Genomic DNA, 19,013 nt, shown 5'->3' with positions numbered 1-19,013 from the left:
GGGCTTGCCCGCAAAGGCGGTGGATCAGCCAACATGTTCGGTGACTGGCATACCGCTTTCGCGGGCAAGCCCGCTCCCACATTGGGGGATGCGTCGTCCGCTCTTGCGGTGCAACCCGGCAATTCCAACCGCGCGGCCAAACGCGAAGCTTCACACCGATCAAAAATGTGGGAGCGGGCTTGCCCGCGAAGGCGGTGGATCAGAGCCGGCTAAGCTGGCTGACCCACCGCAATCGCCTCCAAGGTGGCGCAGTTCGAATGTGGGAGCCAGCTCCCACATTGAATCCCCGACCGACTCAGGAACGCGCCAGGGTGAGCAGTCGGTCCCGCCAGGCGGCCTTGGCTGGCAATGCCAGGAAGAATGGGTTCAACAATGAGGCCCGCGCCGGGTAGCTGAACGGCTCGCCGCTCAACTCCAGTACCTCACCGCCCGCCCCTTCAAGCACGCCCTGGGCGGCTGCGGTATCCCACTGCGACGTTGGCGCCAGGCGCGGATAGCAATCGGCGCTGCCCTCGGCCAACAGGCAGAACTTCAACGAGCTGCCGATATTGGCCAGCTTCAAGGCGCCCAAGCCTTCGCTCAAGCCGTCCAGCAAACGCTCCTGCTCGGGGCTGGTATGTCGACGGCTGGCCACGACGGTGAAGGACTCGCCCACGGCGGGCGACTCACGCACTTGGATCTGCTTGGGGGCTTCGTTGACATCCGAGCGCCACGCACCGAGGCCCGCGCCACCAAAGTAGCAACGGCCACTGGTGGGCATGGACACTACGCCAAACACCACGCGGCCCTGTTCGATCAACGCCACGTTGACGGTAAATTCCTCGCTGCCGGCGATAAACTCCTTGGTGCCATCCAACGGATCCACCAGCCACCAGCGCTGCCAACCAGCGCGCACGCTCTGGTCAATATCGGCGTCCTCTTCGGACAGCACCGGAATGCTCGGGTCCAAGGCCGTGAGGCCGGCGAGGATCAGGTGATGGGCGGCCAGGTCTGCCGCCGTCACCGGCGAATCATCGGCCTTGGACGTCACCGCCACATCCGCGCGCCAATACGGCAGGATCACTTCACCCGCCTGGCGAGCCAGCTCAATCACCGGGGCGATAAACGGGTGGCCTAAAAACAGTTCGCTCATGCGATAAACGCTCCACGCTGAATCAACAAATCTCGTACCAGATACAGCGCGGCCAGGGCGCGGCCTTCGCTGAATTGCTCGTTCTGCGCCAGTTGCGACAGCTCGTGCAGGTTGACCCTGTCCACGCGCATTGGTTCGGGCTCATCGCCCTCCAGGCGTTCTTCGTAGAGATCAGTGGCCAGCACCACCTGGATCTTCTGGCTCATATAGCCAGGCGACAGCGACAGCTCGGTCAGATGCTCCAGCTGACGCGCACCGTAGCCCGCTTCTTCCTTGAGCTCGCGGTCCGCCGCCGCCAGCACATCCTCACCCGGCTCGATCAAGCCCTTGGGCAACGACAATTCATACTCGTCCGTGCCGCCGCAGTACTCTTCCACCAGCAACGCGTGCTCGTCGTCGATCATCGCCACGATCATCACCGCGCCGTAACCGGCGCCGCGGCCTACCAGGCGCTCGTAGGTCCGCTCCACGCCATTGGAAAAGCGCAATTGCACTTCCTCCACGCGGAACAAACGGCTACTGGCGACTATTTCGCGGGCGAGGACGGTGGGTTTCTGGCGCATAAGCGGCTCCTTGGCGTGATCGGGTTACTATACCGTGGCTTTTCCGATTGTCTGTGTCGGATATCTTTACTTACATGAGACCACTCCATGCCCTCTCTGCCCTGGCACGCCATCGACACCGTCCTGCTGGACATGGACGGCACACTGCTCGACCTGCATTTCGACAACCACTTCTGGATGGAACACCTGCCCCAGCGTTACGCCGAGCTGCACGGGGTGAGCCGAGCCATGGCCGAGATGGAATTGCAGCCGCTGTTCGAGCGTAACGCCGGACAGTTGCAATGGTATTGCCTGGATTTCTGGAGCACCGAGCTGAATATCCCGGTGCGCGAGCTCAAGCTGGAAACCGCCCACCTGATCGCCCTGCGCCCGGATGCCGACACGTTCCTGGCGGCGATCAAACAGGCCGGCAAGCGGGTGATCCTGATCACCAATGCTCATCGTGACTCGCTGTCGTTGAAGCTGGAACGCATTGAACTGGCGCCGTATTTCGAGCGGTTGATCAGCTCTCACGACTACGGCTTCGCCAAGGAAAACCCGCAGTTCTGGGACGCCCTGCAAGCCGACATTGCCTTCGACCCGGCGCGCAGCCTGTTTATCGACGACACCTTGCCGATCCTGCGCAGCGCCCGCGCGTTTGGCGTGGGGCATTTACTGGCAGTGAAGGAGCCGGATAGCCAAAAGGGGCCGAAGGACACGGCTGAATTTGCGGCAGTCGGTGATTACCGCGATCTCATTGTCGGACTCTGAACCATGTGGGAGGGAGCTTGCCCCCGAAAGCGGTGGATCAGTCACCTTGATATCGACTGACACTCCGCTATCGGGGGCAAGCCCCCTCCCACATTTTTACGTTGTGTATTACTCAGGAATACGCAGTGTCTGCCCTGGGTAGATTTTGTCCGGATCCGACAACAGCGGCTTGTTGGCCTCGAAAATCTTGTTGTACTGGTTGGCGTTGCCATACACCGCCAGGGAAATCGCGCTGAGGGTGTCGCCCTTTTTCACCACGACGAAACGGGCTGCCGCCACGGCAGGACCGGGAACTGTAATCTGGTCCTCGACGCTGGCAACACCGGCGATATTGCCCGCTGCCAGGATGATTTTTTCTTTCTCCTCCTGCGTCGCTACCTCGCCGGAAATCGTGACCTTGTCACCCTCGACGGTAGCGTGAACGTTAGGGTTACCCAACCCGACATCCTCGATATGCTTTTTCAAATCTTCACCAGCGTTGGCATTGCCTGGTGTCAGCAGCTTGACCAGCTTCTCGCCGGCCTCCTTAACAAAGCTAAAAAGACTCATGGTGCGCTCTCCTTGGTAGTTGATGTCCAGATGCTCAAGACTAGACCAGTCCGACGGATTTGGGTTCCGGCCCGGCCACAGACCCAAACGCGCTAGAATCCCCCCGCCATTGGAATAAGCCCTGGAGCGAAGATGGACATCAAGCAACTCAAATTCCTCATCGCCCTCGACGAGACCCGTCACTTCGGCCAGGCGGCCGCGCGCTGCCACATCACGCAGCCGACCTTGTCGATGCGCCTGCGCAGCCTGGAAGAAGAGCTGGATTTGCCACTGGTCAATCGCGGCCAGCGCTTCGAGGGCTTTACCGCGCCTGGCGAACGCGTGTTGGCGTGGGCACGTACGGTGCTGGCGGCCTACGACGGCTTGCAGGCCGAAGCCGCGGCCTGTCGCGGCAACCTCGTCGGTACGTTGCGCCTGGGTGTGGTGCCGCTCTCGAGCTTCGATCCCCTGGCCTTGATGCAACAACTGCACAAGGAGCACCCAAGCCTGCGCTTCGAACTCTCGGCGCTCAGTTCCGAACAGATCCTCGAACAGCTGGCGAGCAATCGCCTGGACCTTGGCGTGTCGTACCTGGAGCGCCTCGACACCGAGCGCTTCGACTCCTTTGCCCTCGGTGAAACCCGCATGGGCCTGCTCTACGACCAGCGCTATTTCAGCTTCGGCGACACGCCGTTGAGCTGGGAGGCCCTGACCGAGCTGCCCCTGGGCATGCTCACCAGTGGCATGCACTTTCGTCAGTCCATCGACCATAACTTCCACAGCCGAAACCTGAACCCGCAGCCGCTGCTGCAGACCGACGCCGTCCACCAATTGTTACAAGCTGTGCACGGCGGCCTGTGTTGCGCCGTAATGCCACTGGATGGCGGCCTGGACGCACTCACCGAGCATCTACGCCTGCAACCGATCGAAGACGCTCACACCCTGGCACGCCTGGGGCTGATCATGCGCCGCAGCGCGCCACGCTCAGCGCTGGCGGAAGCGTGTTTCGCGCTGTACCAGAAATCGCAAACAACGCCTTGATCGACGTCATCTATCGGTAGATCAGTACTGGCAATTAGACGCGACGCTTTGTCGCGCCTAGTCTAAACACTGATCAATCCGTCGGTGGTACAGCCCCATGAACGCCAAGCGCCCAGTCTGCGCGGCGCCCGCTCTTGAAACACCCGCGCCCGCCGCCAGCCAGAGCTATCAGTTTTGCAACCTCGAACACACTGAAGTCGCCCGCACAGCGTTGGCGGAAGAAGTGGCGTTGGCGATTGCCTATAACGACATCAGCCAGGCGGTCATGCTGGTCACGCCAACGGATTTGGAAGACTTTATTGTCGGATTCAGTATCGGCAGCGGCATTATCACCGACGTTAGCGACATTTATGACCTAAAACTCGGCGGTTCGGGCTCAGCCCAATACGCCCAGGTGCAAATCTCCAGCCGCGCCTTCTGGAACCTCAAGCAGCAGCGCCGCCAATTGGCCGGCACCAGCGGCTGCGGCCTGTGCGGCGTAGAAGCGGTAGAACAGGCACTGCCAGACCTGCAAGTGCTGCCAGGCGCGCCCTTGCCGCCTGCCGAATGGCTCGACGGCCTGCGCCAGCGCATCAGTGCGTTCCAGCCGCTGGGCCAATACAGCGGCGCCGTGCACGCGGCAGTGTTCATGAACAACCAGGGCGAACTGCTGATGGGCCGCGAGGACATCGGCCGGCATAACGCCCTCGACAAGTTGATCGGCGCACTGATCCGCCAAAAAATTCCGACTGACGGTGGCCTGGCGATTGTCACCAGTCGTTGCAGCCTCGAACTGATCCAGAAAGTCCTGCGCGCGGGCATCCAGACCCTCGTCAGCTTGTCATCGCCCACCGGCCTCGCCCTGCAATGGGCGCGCCGGCACAACCTCAATCTCATCCACCTGCCGCAGAAAAGCGCGCCGCGGGTCTATAGCCCTGCGATGGAGTACCAGCCATGAGCAATCATCACCAAGCCGACCAAACCCCGACCCCGCGCTACAAGCCTTACAAAGGCCCGGCTGGCGGCTGGGGTGCATTGATCAGCGTGGCGCAGGCGTGGCTGACCAGCGACAACGCGCTGAAAAACATCCGCATGATGCTCAAGACCAACCAGAACGGCGGCTTCGACTGCCCGGGCTGCGCCTGGGGCGACTCGCCGGAAAGCGGCATGGTCAAGTTCTGCGAAAACGGCGCCAAGGCGGTGAACTGGGAAGCCACCAAGCGCCGCGTCGACGCTGCATTCTTCGCCAAGCACAGTGTGACTGCGCTGCTGGAGCAGAGTGACTACTGGCTGGAATATCAAGGCCGCCTGACCGAGCCGGTGAGCTATGACGCCGAGACCGACCGCTACAAGCCCATCAGTTGGGAGGCGGCATTCGACCTGATCGGCAAGCATCTCAATGCGCTGCCCAGCCCGGACATGGCCGAGTTCTACACCTCGGGCCGCGCCAGCAACGAAGCGGCGTATTTGTACCAGCTGTTCGTGCGCGCCTACGGCACCAACAACTTCCCGGATTGCTCCAACATGTGCCATGAGGCCAGCGGCGTAGCCCTGGCGCAAAGTGTGGGCGTCGGCAAAGGCACCGTGACCTTTGACGACTTCGAACACGCCGATGCGATTTTCGTCTGGGGCCAGAACCCCGGCACCAACCACCCGCGCATGCTTGAACCGCTGCGCGAAGCGGTTAAGCGCGGCGCCCAGGTGGTGTGTATCAACCCACTCAAAGAGCGCGGCCTGGAACGCTTCCAGCACCCGCAACACCCGCTGGAAATGCTCACCAACGGTGACAAGCCGACCAACACCGCCTACTTCCGCCCGGCGCTGGGGGGCGACATGGCCATCCTGCGCGGCATGGCCAAGTTCCTGCTGCTGTGGGAACGCCAGGCCCAGGCCGAAGGCAAGGAAGCGGTGTTCGACCACGACTTCCTCAACGAACACACGGCCAACGTGCTCGACTACCTCGGCCAGATCGACGACACCTCCTGGGATGAAATCGTCGCGCAGTCCGGCCTGACGCTGGTCGAGATCGAGCAAGCGGCGCGCATGTACGCCAAGGGCAAGAACGTGATCATGTGCTGGGCGATGGGCATCACCCAACATCGCCACTCAGTCCCGACCATCCAGGAAATCGCCAACCTGATGCTGCTGCGCGGCAACATTGGCCGTCCTGGCGCCGGCCTGTGCCCGGTACGTGGGCACAGCAACGTGCAGGGCGACCGCACCATGGGCATCAACGAACGCCCACCGGTGGCATTCCTCGATTCCCTGGAGCGCCGCTTCCAGTTCCAGGTGCCACGCACCAACGGCCACAACGTGGTGGAAGCGATTCACGCGATGCTCGAGGGTCGCTCCAAGGTGTTTATCGGCCTGGGCGGTAACTTCGCCCAAGCGACGCCGGACAGCCCGCGCACCTTCGAAGCCCTGCGCAATTGCGACCTGACCGTGCAGATCAGCACCAAGCTCAACCGCAGCCACCTGACCCACGGTAAAGACGCACTGATCCTGCCGTGCCTGGGCCGCACCGACATCGACATCCAGGCCGAAGGCCCGCAGGCGGTGACGGTGGAAGACTCGTTCAGCATGGTCCACGACTCCAACGGCCAGTTGCAGCCGCTGTCGAAGCTGATGAAGTCGGAACCGGCCATCCTCGCCGGTATCGCCGCCGCGACGCTGGGCAGCAAACCGGTAGACTGGAATTGGCTGGTGGCGGACTACAGCCGTATTCGCGACCTGATCGCCGACACCATCCCGGGCTTCAAGGATTTCAACGAACGCCTGAAACACCCGGGTGGTTTCTACCTGGGCAACTCCGCCGGTGCACGCCGCTGGAACACGCCGTCGGGCCGCGCCAACTTCCGCCCGAATATCCTGCCGAAAGACCTGATCCACGAACGCACCCACGCCACAGGCCGCGTGCCGGACCTGATCATGCAGTCGATGCGCTCCCACGATCAGTACAACACCACCATTTATGGCCTGGACGACCGCTATCGCGGGGTGAAGGGCCAGCGTGACGTGTTGTTCGTCAACGAAGCCGACATTATCCGCCTGGGCTTCAAGCCGGGGCAGAAGGCCGACATCGTGTCGCTGTGGGAAGACGGCCGCGAGCGCCGCGTGAAGGGCTTCACCCTGCTCGCGTTCGATATTCCCGCCGGGCAGGCAGCGGCCTACTATCCAGAAGTGAACCCACTGGTGCCGCTGGAAAGCACCGGCGATGGCAGCCACACGCCAACCTCGAAATTCGTAGCGATTTGCCTGGAAGCGGCGAGCGACAGTGGCTTGATCATGGCCCGCTCAGCCTGACACACGGCGCAAGCCCGCGTGCTGTGACAGGACACCATGCTGTGTCCTGCCGGCTTGTTGCTGTGCCTAGCTGACCTGTTGCTATCTCTAGCAGGCTCGCCACTGTGGCGACCGGACTTATTATTGTGGCGAGCGGGCTTGCCCCGCGTTGGGCTGCGCAGCAGCCCCAATAACAGCAACGCACAGTCCAGTCAGCCCACATTCACCTGGTCTCGGGACCGCTTCACAACCCAACACGGGACAAGCCCGCCCACCCCATTACAAAGCACTCGAGAGCCCAAATCGCGGGCACAAAAAAGGCCGCCTTTGCATAAAAGCGGCCGTTCCGAAGTAACTAGAGACTCGCAAAAATTACTTAAGTTCCCCATACAAAACAGCAACTTAGCAAATTGTATACAACCCATACCACTGGTCGGTTTTCGATTGTCAGTGCCTCGATACAACCTCAGGATCGCGCCGTCATCCTCTTGAGGTCTCTCTATGAAGTTCTCCTCGATTCTCTTGTTGTCCCTTGGCCTGGTCAGTGGCGCAGCCATGGCCGGTGGCACCACCGAAGCCGGTGTGGGCGGCGCATTGGGCGGGGTACTCGGTTCAGTTGTAGGCCAGCAGATCGGCGGTAACACCGGTTCGGCCATCGGCGCAGCCCTCGGCGGTGCGGGCGGCAGTGCGGTCGGTGCCGACAAACGCAGCCGTGGCGAAGCCGCCATTGGCGGCGCCCTGGGCGCAGCCGGCGGTAACGTCGTGGGCCGCAGCATGGGCGGCAACACCGGCAGCCTGATCGGCGCAGCCGCCGGCGGTGGCGCAGGTGGCGCACTGGGTAACTACATGGGCAACAAGAGCGATGATGACGATCGTCGCTCCCGTGGTCGTGATAACCGTCGTTATGACCGTGATGACCATCGCGGCCGTGGCCATGCGTACGGGCATCGCAAGAACAAGCATCACTACCGTCATCGGTAATTCAGCGACCTGAAGGACTAACCAGTCCACTGGGAGCTGGCTTGCCTGCGATAGCGTTGGATCAGGCTGACCGCCTGGCACCCAACCATCCCGGGCAAGCCGGCGCCGACATAAATGGCGTCACACCACCAACCGCTGCAGCGCTTCGCGCAGCGTCCCCGGAATGGCCACCGGCTGGTTCGTCCCGCGATCGACAAACACATGCACAAAGCGCCCCGCTGCGCAGGCGTCTTCTTCGCCAGCCTTGAACACCGCCAACTCGTACTGCACTGAGCTGTTGCCCAACTTGCCCACGCGCAAGCCAATGTCGATACGGTCCGGAAAGGCAATCGAGGCAAAGTAATCGCACGCCGAACTCACCACAAACCCCACGACCTCACCCTCATGAATATCCAACCCGCCCTGCTCGATCAGGTAGGTATTCACCGCGGTGTCGAAGAAGCTGTAGTAGGTCACGTTGTTCACATGGCCATACACATCGTTGTCGTGCCAGCGCGTGATGATCGGCTGGAAGTGACGGTAATCAGCGCGTTGCGGCATTGACTCAGGCATGGGCAGGTCTCACTGAAAGTGGATTTACAAGTCATTCAGATGGGCTTGGGCCCACTCACGCACATCGGCGTAGGGGTAGTCCTCCAGCGCAGCAAAACCGGGAATGCCCCGCGCCTTCAGCTTGGTAAACAGCGGCACGCTGATGCCGCCCAGGAACCGCGTCAGCCGCTCGGCGCCGGGCAGTTGGCCGGTATGTTCATGATGCCTGTGGATAAAGTCACCGCACAGGCCCATGAAGTTTTTATCCACAAGCGGCGGCAGACTGGGCGGTGCTGGCAGATGCGCCACGTCACCGTGGCAGACCGAACAATGTCCGCAACGCTGGGGCGCTTGTTCATCCCCGAAATACTGCGCCAGGCGCTGGCCGAGGCACTGCTCGGTGGCGAACAGATCAAGCATGGCGTGAATCCGCGCCACCTCTCCCACCTCGTGCTGCTTGAAGCCTGTGTATAGCTCGGCGCTCAGCGCCTGTGGGTCAAAATCGATATTGAGCAGGCTGTAGACCTCGGTCATCTGTTTGCTTTCCAGCTCGATCAGACCTTGTTCCTGGAAGTAATCCAGCGCCTTCACCACCCGATTGCGCTCGGCATTGTGCTGTTGATAAAGCGCGTCAAAATCCACGGTAGCCCAGGTTTTCGCGCGCTTGCATACCTGGACAATCGCCGCGACAAACTGCTGCCGCTCGCCGGAAAATCGTGCGAGCAACGCCTCCGGTTCAATCAGGTACTTGAAGCGGTACTCGGCATAAAACGCATAGCGCGGCGCGATCACGCCCCTGAGCTCCAATTGCACCAGCAGGGTCTTCAGGGGCAGCTCGCGGATATTGCTGTGGTCCGACAATGAGCGCAGCAGGAACTCCCATTGCCCCTCACTGCGCGCGGCCTGCAACTCCTCCAGCACACGGTGAATACCGTCCTGCTCGGGGGTATCGCCGTACACGAAGTTCTCCAGCACGTTGAGGCTGTCGCGGTTGGCCAGCACCAGGCAGTCGGAGGGCTGCCCATCACGCCCGGCACGACCGATTTCCTGGCTGTAGTTCTCGATGGATTTGGGCAGGTCGAAGTGCACCACATTGCGGATATCACTCTTGTCGATGCCCATGCCAAACGCGATGGTGGCGACAATGCAATTGGAGCGCCCACTCATGAATCGCTGCTGGATACCTTCGCGTTTATCATTGGGTAAACCGGCGTGGTACGCCTCGGCCTGGATGCCATTGCGATTCAGATGTTCGGCGATCTGCTCGGCGGTTTTCTGCAAGGTCACGTAGACGATGCTCGGCTGATCGGCGCGCTCGGCCATCCACTGCACCAACCGCCGACGCTTGTCGGCGCCGGCTACCGGCTCAACCAGCAGGTTGAGGTTGGGCCGGTAGAAGCCCGTGGTGACCACATCCTGCGGCGCGATGGCGAACTTGGCCTGCATGTCGGCAATCACCTTGGGCGTGGCCGTCGCAGTCAGCAACAGCGCCTGTGGGATATTGAACTGACGCTGGTAGTCCGGCAGCTTGAGGTAGTCCGGACGGAAGTTATGGCCCCACTCGGAAATACAGTGCGCTTCATCCACCACCAGCAGCGAGATCTGCACGCTCTGCAGGAAGTTGCGAAAACGCTCGTTCTTCAGGCGCTCCACGGAAATCATCAGGATTTTCAACTCACCCGAACGCGCGCGCGCCATCACATCATTGGCGTCATCGCGGCTTTGCGCCGAGTCGATGCTGCCCGCGCAAATACCGTGGCGCTGCAGGAAACCCAGTTGGTCCTGCATCAACGCCAACAACGGCGACACTACCAGCGTCAGGTGCGGCAGCAGTACCGCAGGCAGCTGGTAACACAGGGACTTGCCCGACCCGGTAGGGAAGATGGCTGCGGCCGAACGGCCGGCCAGTACGGCGCTGACCGTTTGTTCCTGGCCTAAACGAAACTGTGGATAACCAAAGACCTGCTGGAGGGTGTCGTGCATTCGCTGTCACTCCATTGACCGCTGAGTTGGCTCAAAAACATAGCCCGAAAAATTCAGCGAATCGAGAAAGGTCGCATGGAAAAAAGAGACAGGATGATACACAGACTGAGGGATGGCCTAGGGCCGAAGTGGGATTTTTCGCGGGGTTTTGTAAGAACATCACAAACCAAAAGTGGGAGTTAGCTTGCCCGCGAAGGCGGTGTGTCAGTCGATAGAGCACTGACTGATAAACCGCCTTCGCGAGCAAGCCCGCTCCCACATTTTTAGCGCTGTACTACGCCTGAATCAGCGATTCTGCACGCGCTCGATCGCCGTGTCGTACACCGGGTTGGCCTTCTGCTCCTTGGCCAACTGATAGTGACGCAACGCATCCGGGAACTGCCCCGCCGCTTCGTAGATCCGCGCGATGTTGTAGTAAGCACCGGCACGCACGGTGGCGGCATTCGCGCCGGTCGCCAGGGCGATGGCCTTGCGGTTGGCCCAGATCGACTCGGCGGTGTTGCCAGCCTTCTGATACGCCAGGCCCAGGTTGCCGTAGGCCTTGCCGAAGCCGTTGTCCAATTCGATAGCCTGGCGGAACAGGTCAATCGCCTGGTCCAGCTTGCCAGCCTGGTAGGCCGCTTCACCTTGCACGTTCAGACGTTTCGCATCGGTCTGTGCGGAAGAGCTGACAGCCACCGCCGTGACCGCCACGCTGTCATCCAGCAGGGGTTTGACTTCATTGAGCACGTTCGCGGCATTCACTGTGACACCGCTGAAGGTGTTGATGTCCTGGAAGTCGCCGCTGCCGGTCATGCGGAAGACTGTCCACAGGTTGCCACTGCGGTTTTGCGGCACGTAGTAAGTGCGCACCAGCGATTGACCCATGTACACGAACACCTTCGCTTCGCTGTTGGACAACTGGCGCGAACCTGGATTGCCGCGGTTGCTGAAGTCATGCACAGCGTAGACGTAACTTTCGCCGTAGTGCTTTTTCTGCAGTGTGATGGTTTCCGGGCCATAACTGTCGACGTCATCCACGTCCAGCTCGGCGTCGGTGCCCGTCTTGTTCTCGAAGTAAATATTGTTGCCCGGGAAGATCATGTGGGAGTCGAGGTCTTCCGGGTTTTTGCCCCAGGTCAGCACGACGCGCAGGCCGTCGAGGTTTTCCATCACGGGGCTAATGGCGTAGGTCATGCCTGCGCATGGGCACTTCACCACCAGGTTGGAGTAGCCGGGCTTCTTGATGATCAGCAGGTTGCTGGCATCGTCAGCGGCTTCGCTGGTCAGCGTCACCTGGCCCTGGGCATTGGTGCGGCCCACGACGTTCTGTGCGCCGTTGCGCTGCAACAGCACTTCGGCATCGGCGATTTTCTGGTCCTTGACGACCGCGCTGAGCACCTCGATCGGCAACTGCGCAGCCTGGATGGAAAAAGCCACTGCACACAAAGACATCGCCGAGGCGACACGAAGCAAACCCATGCTTAACTCCCTTTAAGTAGTGGGCGGAATTGCCCTACAAGATTTTGCGGTGAAACATACGCTGAATTCAGCCCGCCGGAGGATTTTTTGTACAGAATGTGACGTGGTTTATATCCCGCCTGGCGACGCAAGCATTGCGCTACAATCAAACCTTGCTACCCAGGAGTACGCTGCGATGAGCGAACTGACGTTTGAGCAAAAACAGGATCATTACCACAAGATCCGCCGTTCCAATTACTTGGCCAGCCTGCGTCTGGAAGGGTTTGACACGCAACCGACCGACGTCGACAAGCCCCTGCCGACCCGCGAGGCCGTGCTCGCCAAGTACCGCAATAATTCGCGCTGATGCTCGACAAATACGGGGTGGGCCAGGATCCTTACTGCTATCCCGGTAGCAGTGTCCTGCGCAACCGCCTCGATTTGCTCGACGAAGCTGACCTGCACCAGGCCGAGCGCGAACTGTCCGAAATCGCCGTAGGCAACCTCCCCCTCTTCCCCCCGCCCTACGACATCGAACGCTTACAACACATCCACCGCACGCTGTTCAGTGACCTCTACGAGTGGGCTGGCGAACTGCGCAGCGTCAATCTCCAGAAAGGCGACACCCTGTTCTGCACCCCGGAACGCATTCCACCAGAAGCCGCGAAAATCATCCGGCATATGAAGGACGCGAACTGGTTCGTCGGCGTGAGCCAGGCTGAGCTGGTGAGCAAGATCGCCGAGGCCTATGGCGACCTCAACGTTATCCACCCCTTCCGTGAGGGCAACGGCCGGGCGCAGCGGATTCTGTTTGAACAGATCATCGTGAATGCGGGATTTTCGGTGAATTGGTGGCTGGTGAAACACGCGGCGTGGGTACCGGCGAATATTGACGCAGTGGCGTGTGATTATCGGGGGCTGGAGGCGATTTTTGAGCGGTGTATCAATCGGCCTGGCAGTGCCTGATCGAAATACGCGGCCTTAAGGTCAACGAGGACGCGGTCGATCAGAAAACCCGCAGTGACCTAACGTGTGTTGCGATCAAGCTCACACCTACGATTTTGCTAATCCCTCCTTACAAATCGCCATAAAGTAAAAAATGCCGGAAACCACCGTAAGAAACTTCTAAAAGCTTCGAAGTCCGCTTCCTAAATTGCCTAAAACAACCGCTCGCCCCTCTACAGAAGTTACCCGCAGTTGAAAGAAAATAGCGCCCTCTCAACTTTTTCGGCAAACCCCTGTGAACATCGAAAGGACTCAATACATCGGCCACTGCGGCGTCATCTTCCTGCCTGACAGCCGGCAGGGATTCTCAGTTGGCGATACGATTTCCGGCGAGCTTCGTGGATATCACGCGGGAAACATGATCCTCGGTCTGGACGCCAATGCGAGAGGAGGCCGAGGAGCTCAACAATCGACGCTCTTGATGCATGTCCACTCGGAAGCGTCATAATCATATGGCCCTGTACCTTCAACTCAGCTTTTTTTTCGTGGTTTATGGGGTGCTGCATTGCAAAATCACGGACCCGGCACTCAGAAAACGCTTTGCGACCATTTTCCTCGCAACGAGCCTTATTTTGGCGTTCCTAGTACCCTACATAGCAGTCACCCTCAGAATGCCCTTCCTACCCGCTTTCATGTTCTTAATCGGCTTGGCACTCTTTATCACCCGAAACACACACCGCTCCCAACGCGACCATTCCCCTCACCCATTCCTGCGTGCTCCCACCATGAACCTCGCGCCCAACTTCCCCGAAGATCCCGTCATGCGGCAACTCCTGCAACTGCTGCATGAGGAGATCGGACTGCCGAAACACAAGACCCTTCGCCTGCAGACCTCACTCAACTTCGACCTGGGCTGCGACGGCAGTGAGGCCAAGCAACTCATGGAAGCACTGGAGCAGGAATTTGCCCTCGACCTGGGCGACTACGACACTTATCGTTACTTCAACCCGCCGGTGTTTGATGTGTTTCTCAAGCGTCGGGCCAAGGGCCGTGGTGAGAAGGTGCCGCTGACCATCGGCATGCTCTACCTGGCCATCAAAACCAACAGCTGGGACACGCAGACCCTGGAAAACCTGAGTTAGTCCCAAGAGCACCGAACATCAAATGTGGGAGCGGGCTTGCTCGCGAATGCGCTGGGTCAGGTAGAGTATTTCTCACGGATACCCCCCATTCGCGAGCAAGCCCATTCCCCCATTTGGTTATGCGCTAACCTGGTGAACTGCCTACATACCAAGGACCTTACATGGACGTAATGATGGGCCTGCTGGCCGCCCTGCTCTGGGGCGGCACGGATTTTCTGGTGGGCCTCAATGCCCGCGCCGTGGGCGTTAAACGCGCGGTGTATTTCGGCCAGGCACTGGGCTTTTTGATCATGACCCTGCTGCTGGTCATCTTCCCCGCCTTGCTGGTCAAATCCCTGGATGCCTCATTGAGCGTCTGGCTGCTGGGCATTGCTGCCGCGCTGTTCACGGTCTCCGGCGCGCTTGCCTTGTCCAAGGCCTTTGCGCTGGGCAAAGCCGCCATTGTGGCGCCGCTGGTGACGTCCTACGGCGTGGTCACCACCCTGCTGTCGTGGGCGACCGGTGAACACATCAGCCTGGTCCAACTCGGTTGCATCGGCCTGTGCGTGATCGGCGTAGTCCTCTCCAGCATCCACAAGGACAACGGCGTTCCTCACAACAGCTCTAACCACTCCATCGCCTACGCCATGCTCGCCGCAACGCTGTACGGCACCAGCTTCTGGCTGCAAGGCCGCTATACATTGCCTGCCTTGGGGCCGATCACCATGCTCTGGCTGGGCTATCTGGTCGGCCTCTGCGTTCTGGTGGTGATGGTGCTGAAGATCAAGGATGGCCTGAAGATTCCGCCGCTGAAAAACTGCGCGACATTGACCGGCGCGAGCTTGATGAACCTGGGCGGGTTCTCGGCATTTTCGTGGGGGGCGATGGCAGGGTCGGTATCTGTAGTGACGGTGATCAGTACATTGTCAGGTGGGATTGCGGCGATTCTGGGGTTCGTGTTTTTCAAGGAGCGGCTGTCAGCACTGCAGGTGCTCGGGGTTGTGCTGGTGCTGGTCGGCGCGGTGGTTTTGCATATCGCGCACTGACCCAACGCCCACAAAAAAGCCGCCCACGAGGGGCGGCTTTTTTTCAGCGACCGAATCTTACAACTTCGGACCCGCAGCCTTGATCGCATCGCTCACTTCAAACTTCTTGAAGTTCTCGATGAACAGACCGGCCAGCGCTTTCGCTGCTTCGTCGTAGGCAGCCTTGTCAGCCCAGGTGTTACGTGGGTTCAGCAGGCCGGTTTCAACGCCCGGTACGGCCAGTGGCACGTCGAGGTTGATGGTGTCGAGGTGTTCGGTTTGCGCACCAATCAACGCGCCGCTCTGGATCGCTGCGATCACGCCGCGAGTAGTCGGGATGTTGAAGCGCTTGCCGACGCCGTAGCCGCCGCCAGTCCAGCCGGTGTTGACCAGGTAGACCTTGGAGCCGAAACCACGGATACGCTTGATCAACAGCTCAGCGTATTCACCGGCCGGACGTGGGAAGAACGGCGCGCCGAAGCAGGTGGAAAAGGTCGACTTGATGCCGGCGCCCGAGCCCATTTCGGTCGAACCCACCAGTGCGGTGTAGCCGGACAGGAAGTGGTAGGCCGCTTGCTCTTCGCTGAGGATCGACACTGGAGGCAGTACGCCAGTCAGGTCGCAGGTCAGGAAGATCACAGCATTTGGCTCGCCGCCCAGGTTCTGCTCGGAACGCTTGGCAACGTGCTCCAGCGGGTAGGCGGCGCGGCTGTTCTGGGTCAGGCTGACATCGGCGTAGTCGGCGTGCTTGGCATCGTCGATCACTACGTTTTCCAGCACGGCACCGTGCTTGATGGCTTTCCAGATGACCGGCTCGTTCTTCTCCGACAGGTCGATGCACTTGGCATAGCAACCGCCTTCGATGTTGAACACCACGCCCTCGCCCCAGCCGTGTTCATCGTCACCGATCAGGTAACGGCTTTCGTCTGCGGACAGGGTGGTCTTGCCGGTGCCGGACAGGCCGAAGAACAAGGTCACGTCGCCGGCTTCGCCAATGTTGGCGGCGCAGTGCATCGGCAGTACGTCGGAAGCTGGCAGCAGGTAGTTCTGCACCGAGAACATGGCTTTTTTCATTTCACCGGCGTAGCGCATGCCGGCGATCAGGACTTTTTTCTGGGCGAAGTTGAGGATCACGCAACCGTCGGAGTTGGTGCCGTCACGCTCAGGCACGCACTCGAAGTTGGCCACGTTGAGCACTTGCCACTCTTCACGACCGGCTGGGTTGTACTGGGCCGGGTTGATGAACAGGCAACGACCGAACAGGTTCTGCCAGGCAGTCTGGGTGGTCATTTTGACGGCCAGGTAGTGGTCTTCTGCAGCCCCTACGTGAACGTGGGAAACGAAATGCTCTTGCGCGTTGTTGAATGCCTCGACGCGAGCCCACAGGGCATCGAACTTGTCGGCCGGGAACTTGCGGTTGATCGGGCCCCAGGCGATGGAATCCTGGGTGGAAGGCTCTTCAACGATGAAACGATCGACTGGCGAACGACCGGTACGGTGACCGGTTTCTACGACCAGCGCGCCAGTATCGGCAAGCACGCCTTCACCGCGCTGCAGGGCTTCTTTGACCAGATCGTCAACACTCAGATCGGTGTATACGGCGTTATTGGCTTGCGTCATGAGGTTCCCCGTCGGCCTATGGCCGAGTGCTCCAAACGTTTTGTAGTAGAAAGTTGCGCACTACTACCGCGAAAAAAGTGGGCCGGATTATGCCAGAAAAGCCCAAAAAGAGTAGGGCCCTCCCGTCAGAACAGCGCTAATCCGGCATTCGTCAGGTGATTTACCTGTGCTTAAACGTTTTAGTGGCGGGTGTCGGAAGGGGTGTCGATACCTGCACCGGCGAACAACTGAGCAACATCGGCGGCATCGAACAGGTAGCGCTGGTTGCAGAACTGGCAGTCGATCTCGATATGGCCACCGTGCTCCACCACCAGATTCTGCGCATCTTCCAGGCCCAGGCTCACCAAGGCATTGGCCGAACGCTCGCGCGAGCAGCTGCAATGGAAGCGCAGGGTCTGTGCGTCGAACAGGCGCACGGCCTCTTCGTGGTACAGGCGATGCAGGATGGTTTCGTTGTCCAGGGCGAGCAATTCTTCAGCTGTCAGGGTGCCGGCCAGGGCGGTGAGTTTGCGCCAGCTATCGGTACGCTCATCGTCATCCTTGATGCGGTCAGCCGGCAATTGCTGCAACAGCAGGCCACGGGCGCGCTTGCCGTCGGCGTTGAGCCAGAACTTGGTGCCGACTTGCTGGGACATCACGAAATAGTTGGTGAAGCAGTCCGACAGGGTTTCGCCGTCGAGGTCGACAATGCCCTGGTAGCGCTGGCCTTCAGTCGGATCGACGGTGATCGCCAGTACGCCGTTGGCCATCAGATCGGAAAGCGTGGCGTTTGGAGTAATCAAGTCGGCGTCGTAACGGGCCAGGCCACGGATTTCGCGCTCGCTGGAGCACTCGATCATCAGCATCGGGACCGGGCCTTCGGAACGGGCCTGCAGAATCAGCAAACCATCGAATTTCATCGTGCCGACCAGCAGCGCAGCTGCCGCCATCAACTCACCGAGCAGTTGCGCGACCGGCTCCGGATAGGGGTGCTTGGCAAGGACTTCGGCATAGCTGCGCTCCAGCGAGACCAGTTCGCCGCGGGCGTCGTTCTCGTCGAAGATAAAGCGTTGGGTGAAGTCGGTATCCGGTAGATCAGTCATAGGTCTGGGTATCTGAATTGATGACAAATTGATTACAAGGTTTATAAAATTAAACGCTTTAGCACCATCTTGGTGCGGCTTTCTCCTGGAAACAGAGAGCTTAATTGAGCGAGAGGGACAGTTTATGAACAATCCGGGTTTGTTCCAAGCCAAGTGGAACCTCCGGCGATGGGCTCTTTGCAATCTACTCGCTATCGGACTGCTGTGTTTTTGGCTGTGGCCCACGGGCCAGATGCTGTGTGTGATTTTCGACGAGTGGCTGTTTCATCTGCTCAATGATCCGCTGGCGAGCAACTCAACGTGGCTGCATGTGTGGGCCGTGGCCAGTTTGCGGCCATTTGATGCAGTGGTCGGGGTGATTCTGCTGACGCTGCTGATTCGCGGTGAGTGGGTATTCAAGGCCGTGCAAGTGCGCCAGGCAGTGTTAGGTTTTGTCGGCATTCTGCTGCTGTTGCTGTTTATCCGCATGCTGTTTTCCAAACTCGCGGCACAGATGGGCTGGCAACACAGCAGCCCGTCGATGGTGATCAGCGGCGCGATTCATATGAGTGACTATTTCCCGGGGCTGGAGAAGACTTGGGAATTGAAGGACCGCTCGAGCCAGAGCTTCCCGGGGGATCATGCCTCGGTGTTGTTGATCTGGGCGATGTTCATGACCGTGTTTGCCAAACGCATCGGCCAGATCCTGGTGATCTGGGGCCTGGCGCTGTTGTTCATGATGCCGCGACTGGTAGCAGGCGCGCATTGGGGCCAGGATGATTACATCGGCGGTGTACTGCTGGCGCTGTTGGCACTGGGCTGGGGCTATTACACGCCGTTTGCGGCGAAGGTGTCGAATGGGTTGCTGCGGCTGACGGCGCCGGTGTTCGGGCTGTTTCAGCGGGTGCCGCTGATCGGGCGACTGAGCATCATGAACTCGCCGCAATAACCGCCTGTGGCGAGCGGGCTTGTCCCGCGTTGGGCGGCGAAGCAGCCCTGGAAACAGACGCCTCACTGGGGGTGGGATGGGG

18 protein-coding genes are annotated in these 19,013 nt (G+C 60.0%); 10 read left to right on the top strand and 8 right to left on the bottom strand.

Annotated features, from left to right (window positions below):
- Positions 1–295: 295 nt before the first annotated feature.
- Positions 296–1,132, bottom strand: coding sequence for a 3'(2'),5'-bisphosphate nucleotidase CysQ (gene cysQ / locus QMX97_RS21500; RefSeq protein WP_065899619.1), 837 nt, complete (start codon positions 1,130–1,132; stop codon positions 296–298).
- Positions 1,129–1,695, bottom strand: coding sequence for an ADP compounds hydrolase NudE (gene nudE / locus QMX97_RS21495; RefSeq protein WP_065899618.1), 567 nt, complete (start codon positions 1,693–1,695; stop codon positions 1,129–1,131). The genes cysQ and nudE overlap by 4 nt, the downstream gene beginning before the upstream one ends.
- An 87-nt stretch (positions 1,696–1,782) precedes the next feature.
- Here nudE and yrfG point away from each other — a divergent pair, with 87 nt between their 5' ends.
- The gene (gene yrfG, locus QMX97_RS21490) at positions 1,783–2,445 is read left to right on the top strand and encodes a GMP/IMP nucleotidase (RefSeq protein WP_120447393.1); all 663 of its coding nucleotides are present in this window, start codon (positions 1,783–1,785) and stop codon (positions 2,443–2,445) included.
- 108 nt (positions 2,446–2,553) lie between these two features.
- Here the strand turns inward: yrfG and lysM are convergent, their stop codons facing one another.
- A complete protein-coding gene (gene lysM, locus QMX97_RS21485) occupies positions 2,554–2,994 on the bottom strand; it encodes a peptidoglycan-binding protein LysM (protein ID WP_282397570.1) in 441 nt (146 codons plus the stop codon).
- A gap of 132 nt (positions 2,995–3,126) precedes the next feature.
- Here lysM and QMX97_RS21480 point away from each other — a divergent pair, with 132 nt between their 5' ends.
- The 4 genes from QMX97_RS21480 to QMX97_RS21465 all read left to right on the top strand — a co-directional run bounded on the left by QMX97_RS21480 (position 3,127) and on the right by QMX97_RS21465 (position 8,256).
- Complete coding sequence (locus tag QMX97_RS21480) at positions 3,127–4,014, top strand: LysR family transcriptional regulator (RefSeq protein ID WP_065899615.1); 888 nt, start codon at positions 3,127–3,129, stop codon at positions 4,012–4,014.
- A gap of 97 nt (positions 4,015–4,111) precedes the next feature.
- Complete coding sequence (fdhD, locus tag QMX97_RS21475) at positions 4,112–4,951, top strand: formate dehydrogenase accessory sulfurtransferase FdhD (protein ID WP_282397567.1); 840 nt, start codon at positions 4,112–4,114, stop codon at positions 4,949–4,951.
- Entirely contained in the window at positions 4,948–7,296 is a 2,349-nt protein-coding gene (locus tag QMX97_RS21470; protein WP_065899613.1) for an FdhF/YdeP family oxidoreductase, read from the top strand. Before fdhD ends, QMX97_RS21470 begins: the two co-directional genes overlap by 4 nt.
- 480 nt (positions 7,297–7,776) lie before the next feature.
- Positions 7,777–8,256, top strand: coding sequence for a YMGG-like glycine zipper-containing protein (locus tag QMX97_RS21465; RefSeq protein WP_065899612.1), 480 nt, complete (start codon positions 7,777–7,779; stop codon positions 8,254–8,256).
- Between the two features lie 120 nt (positions 8,257–8,376).
- Here the strand turns inward: QMX97_RS21465 and QMX97_RS21460 are convergent, their stop codons facing one another.
- The 3 genes from QMX97_RS21460 to QMX97_RS21450 form a co-directional block, all read right to left on the bottom strand.
- Positions 8,377–8,808, bottom strand: coding sequence for a thioesterase family protein (locus tag QMX97_RS21460; protein WP_065899611.1), 432 nt, complete (start codon positions 8,806–8,808; stop codon positions 8,377–8,379).
- Between the two features lie 24 nt (positions 8,809–8,832).
- Positions 8,833–10,770, bottom strand: coding sequence for a RecQ family ATP-dependent DNA helicase (locus tag QMX97_RS21455; protein WP_282397566.1), 1,938 nt, complete (start codon positions 10,768–10,770; stop codon positions 8,833–8,835).
- Positions 10,771–11,055: 285 nt separating this feature from the next.
- The gene (locus QMX97_RS21450) at positions 11,056–12,231 is read right to left on the bottom strand and encodes a tetratricopeptide repeat protein (protein WP_120447390.1); all 1,176 of its coding nucleotides are present in this window, start codon (positions 12,229–12,231) and stop codon (positions 11,056–11,058) included.
- A gap of 175 nt (positions 12,232–12,406) precedes the next feature.
- Between QMX97_RS21450 and QMX97_RS21445 the strand changes: the two genes are divergently transcribed.
- The 4 genes from QMX97_RS21445 (at position 12,407) to QMX97_RS21430 (ending at position 15,322) form a co-directional block, all read left to right on the top strand.
- Positions 12,407–12,577, top strand: a complete 171-nt coding sequence (locus QMX97_RS21445; protein ID WP_106805439.1) for a YhfG family protein — start codon at positions 12,407–12,409, stop codon at positions 12,575–12,577.
- Positions 12,577–13,176 carry a putative adenosine monophosphate-protein transferase Fic gene (locus tag QMX97_RS21440; RefSeq protein WP_282397565.1) on the top strand — a complete coding sequence of 200 codons (600 nt, stop codon included), beginning with the start codon at positions 12,577–12,579 and terminating at the stop codon, positions 13,174–13,176. Before QMX97_RS21445 ends, QMX97_RS21440 begins: the two co-directional genes overlap by 1 nt.
- A gap of 764 nt (positions 13,177–13,940) precedes the next feature.
- The gene (locus QMX97_RS21435) at positions 13,941–14,297 is read left to right on the top strand and encodes a DUF1493 family protein (RefSeq protein WP_065899606.1); all 357 of its coding nucleotides are present in this window, start codon (positions 13,941–13,943) and stop codon (positions 14,295–14,297) included.
- Between the two features lie 173 nt (positions 14,298–14,470).
- Positions 14,471–15,322: an EamA family transporter gene (locus QMX97_RS21430; protein WP_282397569.1), complete on the top strand. Its 852-nt coding sequence runs from the start codon at positions 14,471–14,473 to the stop codon at positions 15,320–15,322.
- 57 nt (positions 15,323–15,379) lie between these two features.
- On the opposite strand, the gene QMX97_RS21425 is transcribed toward QMX97_RS21430, so the two are convergent.
- Together QMX97_RS21425 and hslO are read right to left on the bottom strand one after the other, a co-directional pair.
- A complete protein-coding gene (locus QMX97_RS21425; RefSeq protein ID WP_065899605.1) occupies positions 15,380–16,921 on the bottom strand; it encodes a phosphoenolpyruvate carboxykinase in 1,542 nt (513 codons plus the stop codon).
- Positions 16,922–17,100: 179 nt separating this feature from the next.
- Positions 17,101–18,003 (bottom strand): Hsp33 family molecular chaperone HslO, encoded by a 903-nt coding sequence (gene hslO / locus QMX97_RS21420; protein WP_065899604.1) that lies wholly within the window; start codon positions 18,001–18,003, stop codon positions 17,101–17,103.
- A 124-nt stretch (positions 18,004–18,127) separates the two neighbouring features.
- Between hslO and QMX97_RS21415 the strand changes: the two genes are divergently transcribed.
- Positions 18,128–18,931 (top strand): phosphatase PAP2 family protein, encoded by an 804-nt coding sequence (locus QMX97_RS21415; protein WP_065899603.1) that lies wholly within the window; start codon positions 18,128–18,130, stop codon positions 18,929–18,931.
- Positions 18,932–19,013 lie beyond the last annotated feature (82 nt).

The organism is Pseudomonas sp. PS01298 (genome assembly GCF_029959745.1).
In the GTDB taxonomy this organism is placed as follows: domain Bacteria; phylum Pseudomonadota; class Gammaproteobacteria; order Pseudomonadales; family Pseudomonadaceae; genus Aquipseudomonas; species Aquipseudomonas aylmerensis.
The sequence above is the reverse complement of the archived record's forward strand: the minus strand, read 5'-3'. Positions and strand labels throughout refer to the sequence as shown.

What these genes read in the sequence shown, in the direction of transcription:
- cysQ (WP_065899619.1), bottom strand. Translation starts at nt 1,132, where the DNA reads ATGAGCGAACTGTTTTTAGGCCACCCGTTTATCGCCCCGGTGATTGAG.
- nudE (WP_065899618.1), bottom strand. Translation starts at nt 1,695, where the DNA reads ATGCGCCAGAAACCCACCGTCCTCGCCCGCGAAATAGTCGCCAGTAGC.
- yrfG (WP_120447393.1), top strand. Translation starts at nt 1,783, where the DNA reads ATGCCCTCTCTGCCCTGGCACGCCATCGACACCGTCCTGCTGGACATG.
- lysM (WP_282397570.1), bottom strand. Translation starts at nt 2,994, where the DNA reads ATGAGTCTTTTTAGCTTTGTTAAGGAGGCCGGCGAGAAGCTGGTCAAG.
- QMX97_RS21480 (WP_065899615.1), top strand. Translation starts at nt 3,127, where the DNA reads ATGGACATCAAGCAACTCAAATTCCTCATCGCCCTCGACGAGACCCGT.
- fdhD (WP_282397567.1), top strand. Translation starts at nt 4,112, where the DNA reads ATGAACGCCAAGCGCCCAGTCTGCGCGGCGCCCGCTCTTGAAACACCC.
- QMX97_RS21470 (WP_065899613.1), top strand. Translation starts at nt 4,948, where the DNA reads ATGAGCAATCATCACCAAGCCGACCAAACCCCGACCCCGCGCTACAAG.
- QMX97_RS21465 (WP_065899612.1), top strand. Translation starts at nt 7,777, where the DNA reads ATGAAGTTCTCCTCGATTCTCTTGTTGTCCCTTGGCCTGGTCAGTGGC.
- QMX97_RS21460 (WP_065899611.1), bottom strand. Translation starts at nt 8,808, where the DNA reads ATGCCTGAGTCAATGCCGCAACGCGCTGATTACCGTCACTTCCAGCCG.
- QMX97_RS21455 (WP_282397566.1), bottom strand. Translation starts at nt 10,770, where the DNA reads ATGCACGACACCCTCCAGCAGGTCTTTGGTTATCCACAGTTTCGTTTA.
- QMX97_RS21450 (WP_120447390.1), bottom strand. Translation starts at nt 12,231, where the DNA reads ATGGGTTTGCTTCGTGTCGCCTCGGCGATGTCTTTGTGTGCAGTGGCT.
- QMX97_RS21445 (WP_106805439.1), top strand. Translation starts at nt 12,407, where the DNA reads ATGAGCGAACTGACGTTTGAGCAAAAACAGGATCATTACCACAAGATC.
- QMX97_RS21440 (WP_282397565.1), top strand. Translation starts at nt 12,577, where the DNA reads ATGCTCGACAAATACGGGGTGGGCCAGGATCCTTACTGCTATCCCGGT.
- QMX97_RS21435 (WP_065899606.1), top strand. Translation starts at nt 13,941, where the DNA reads ATGAACCTCGCGCCCAACTTCCCCGAAGATCCCGTCATGCGGCAACTC.
- QMX97_RS21430 (WP_282397569.1), top strand. Translation starts at nt 14,471, where the DNA reads ATGGGCCTGCTGGCCGCCCTGCTCTGGGGCGGCACGGATTTTCTGGTG.
- QMX97_RS21425 (WP_065899605.1), bottom strand. Translation starts at nt 16,921, where the DNA reads ATGACGCAAGCCAATAACGCCGTATACACCGATCTGAGTGTTGACGAT.
- hslO (WP_065899604.1), bottom strand. Translation starts at nt 18,003, where the DNA reads ATGACTGATCTACCGGATACCGACTTCACCCAACGCTTTATCTTCGAC.
- QMX97_RS21415 (WP_065899603.1), top strand. Translation starts at nt 18,128, where the DNA reads ATGAACAATCCGGGTTTGTTCCAAGCCAAGTGGAACCTCCGGCGATGG.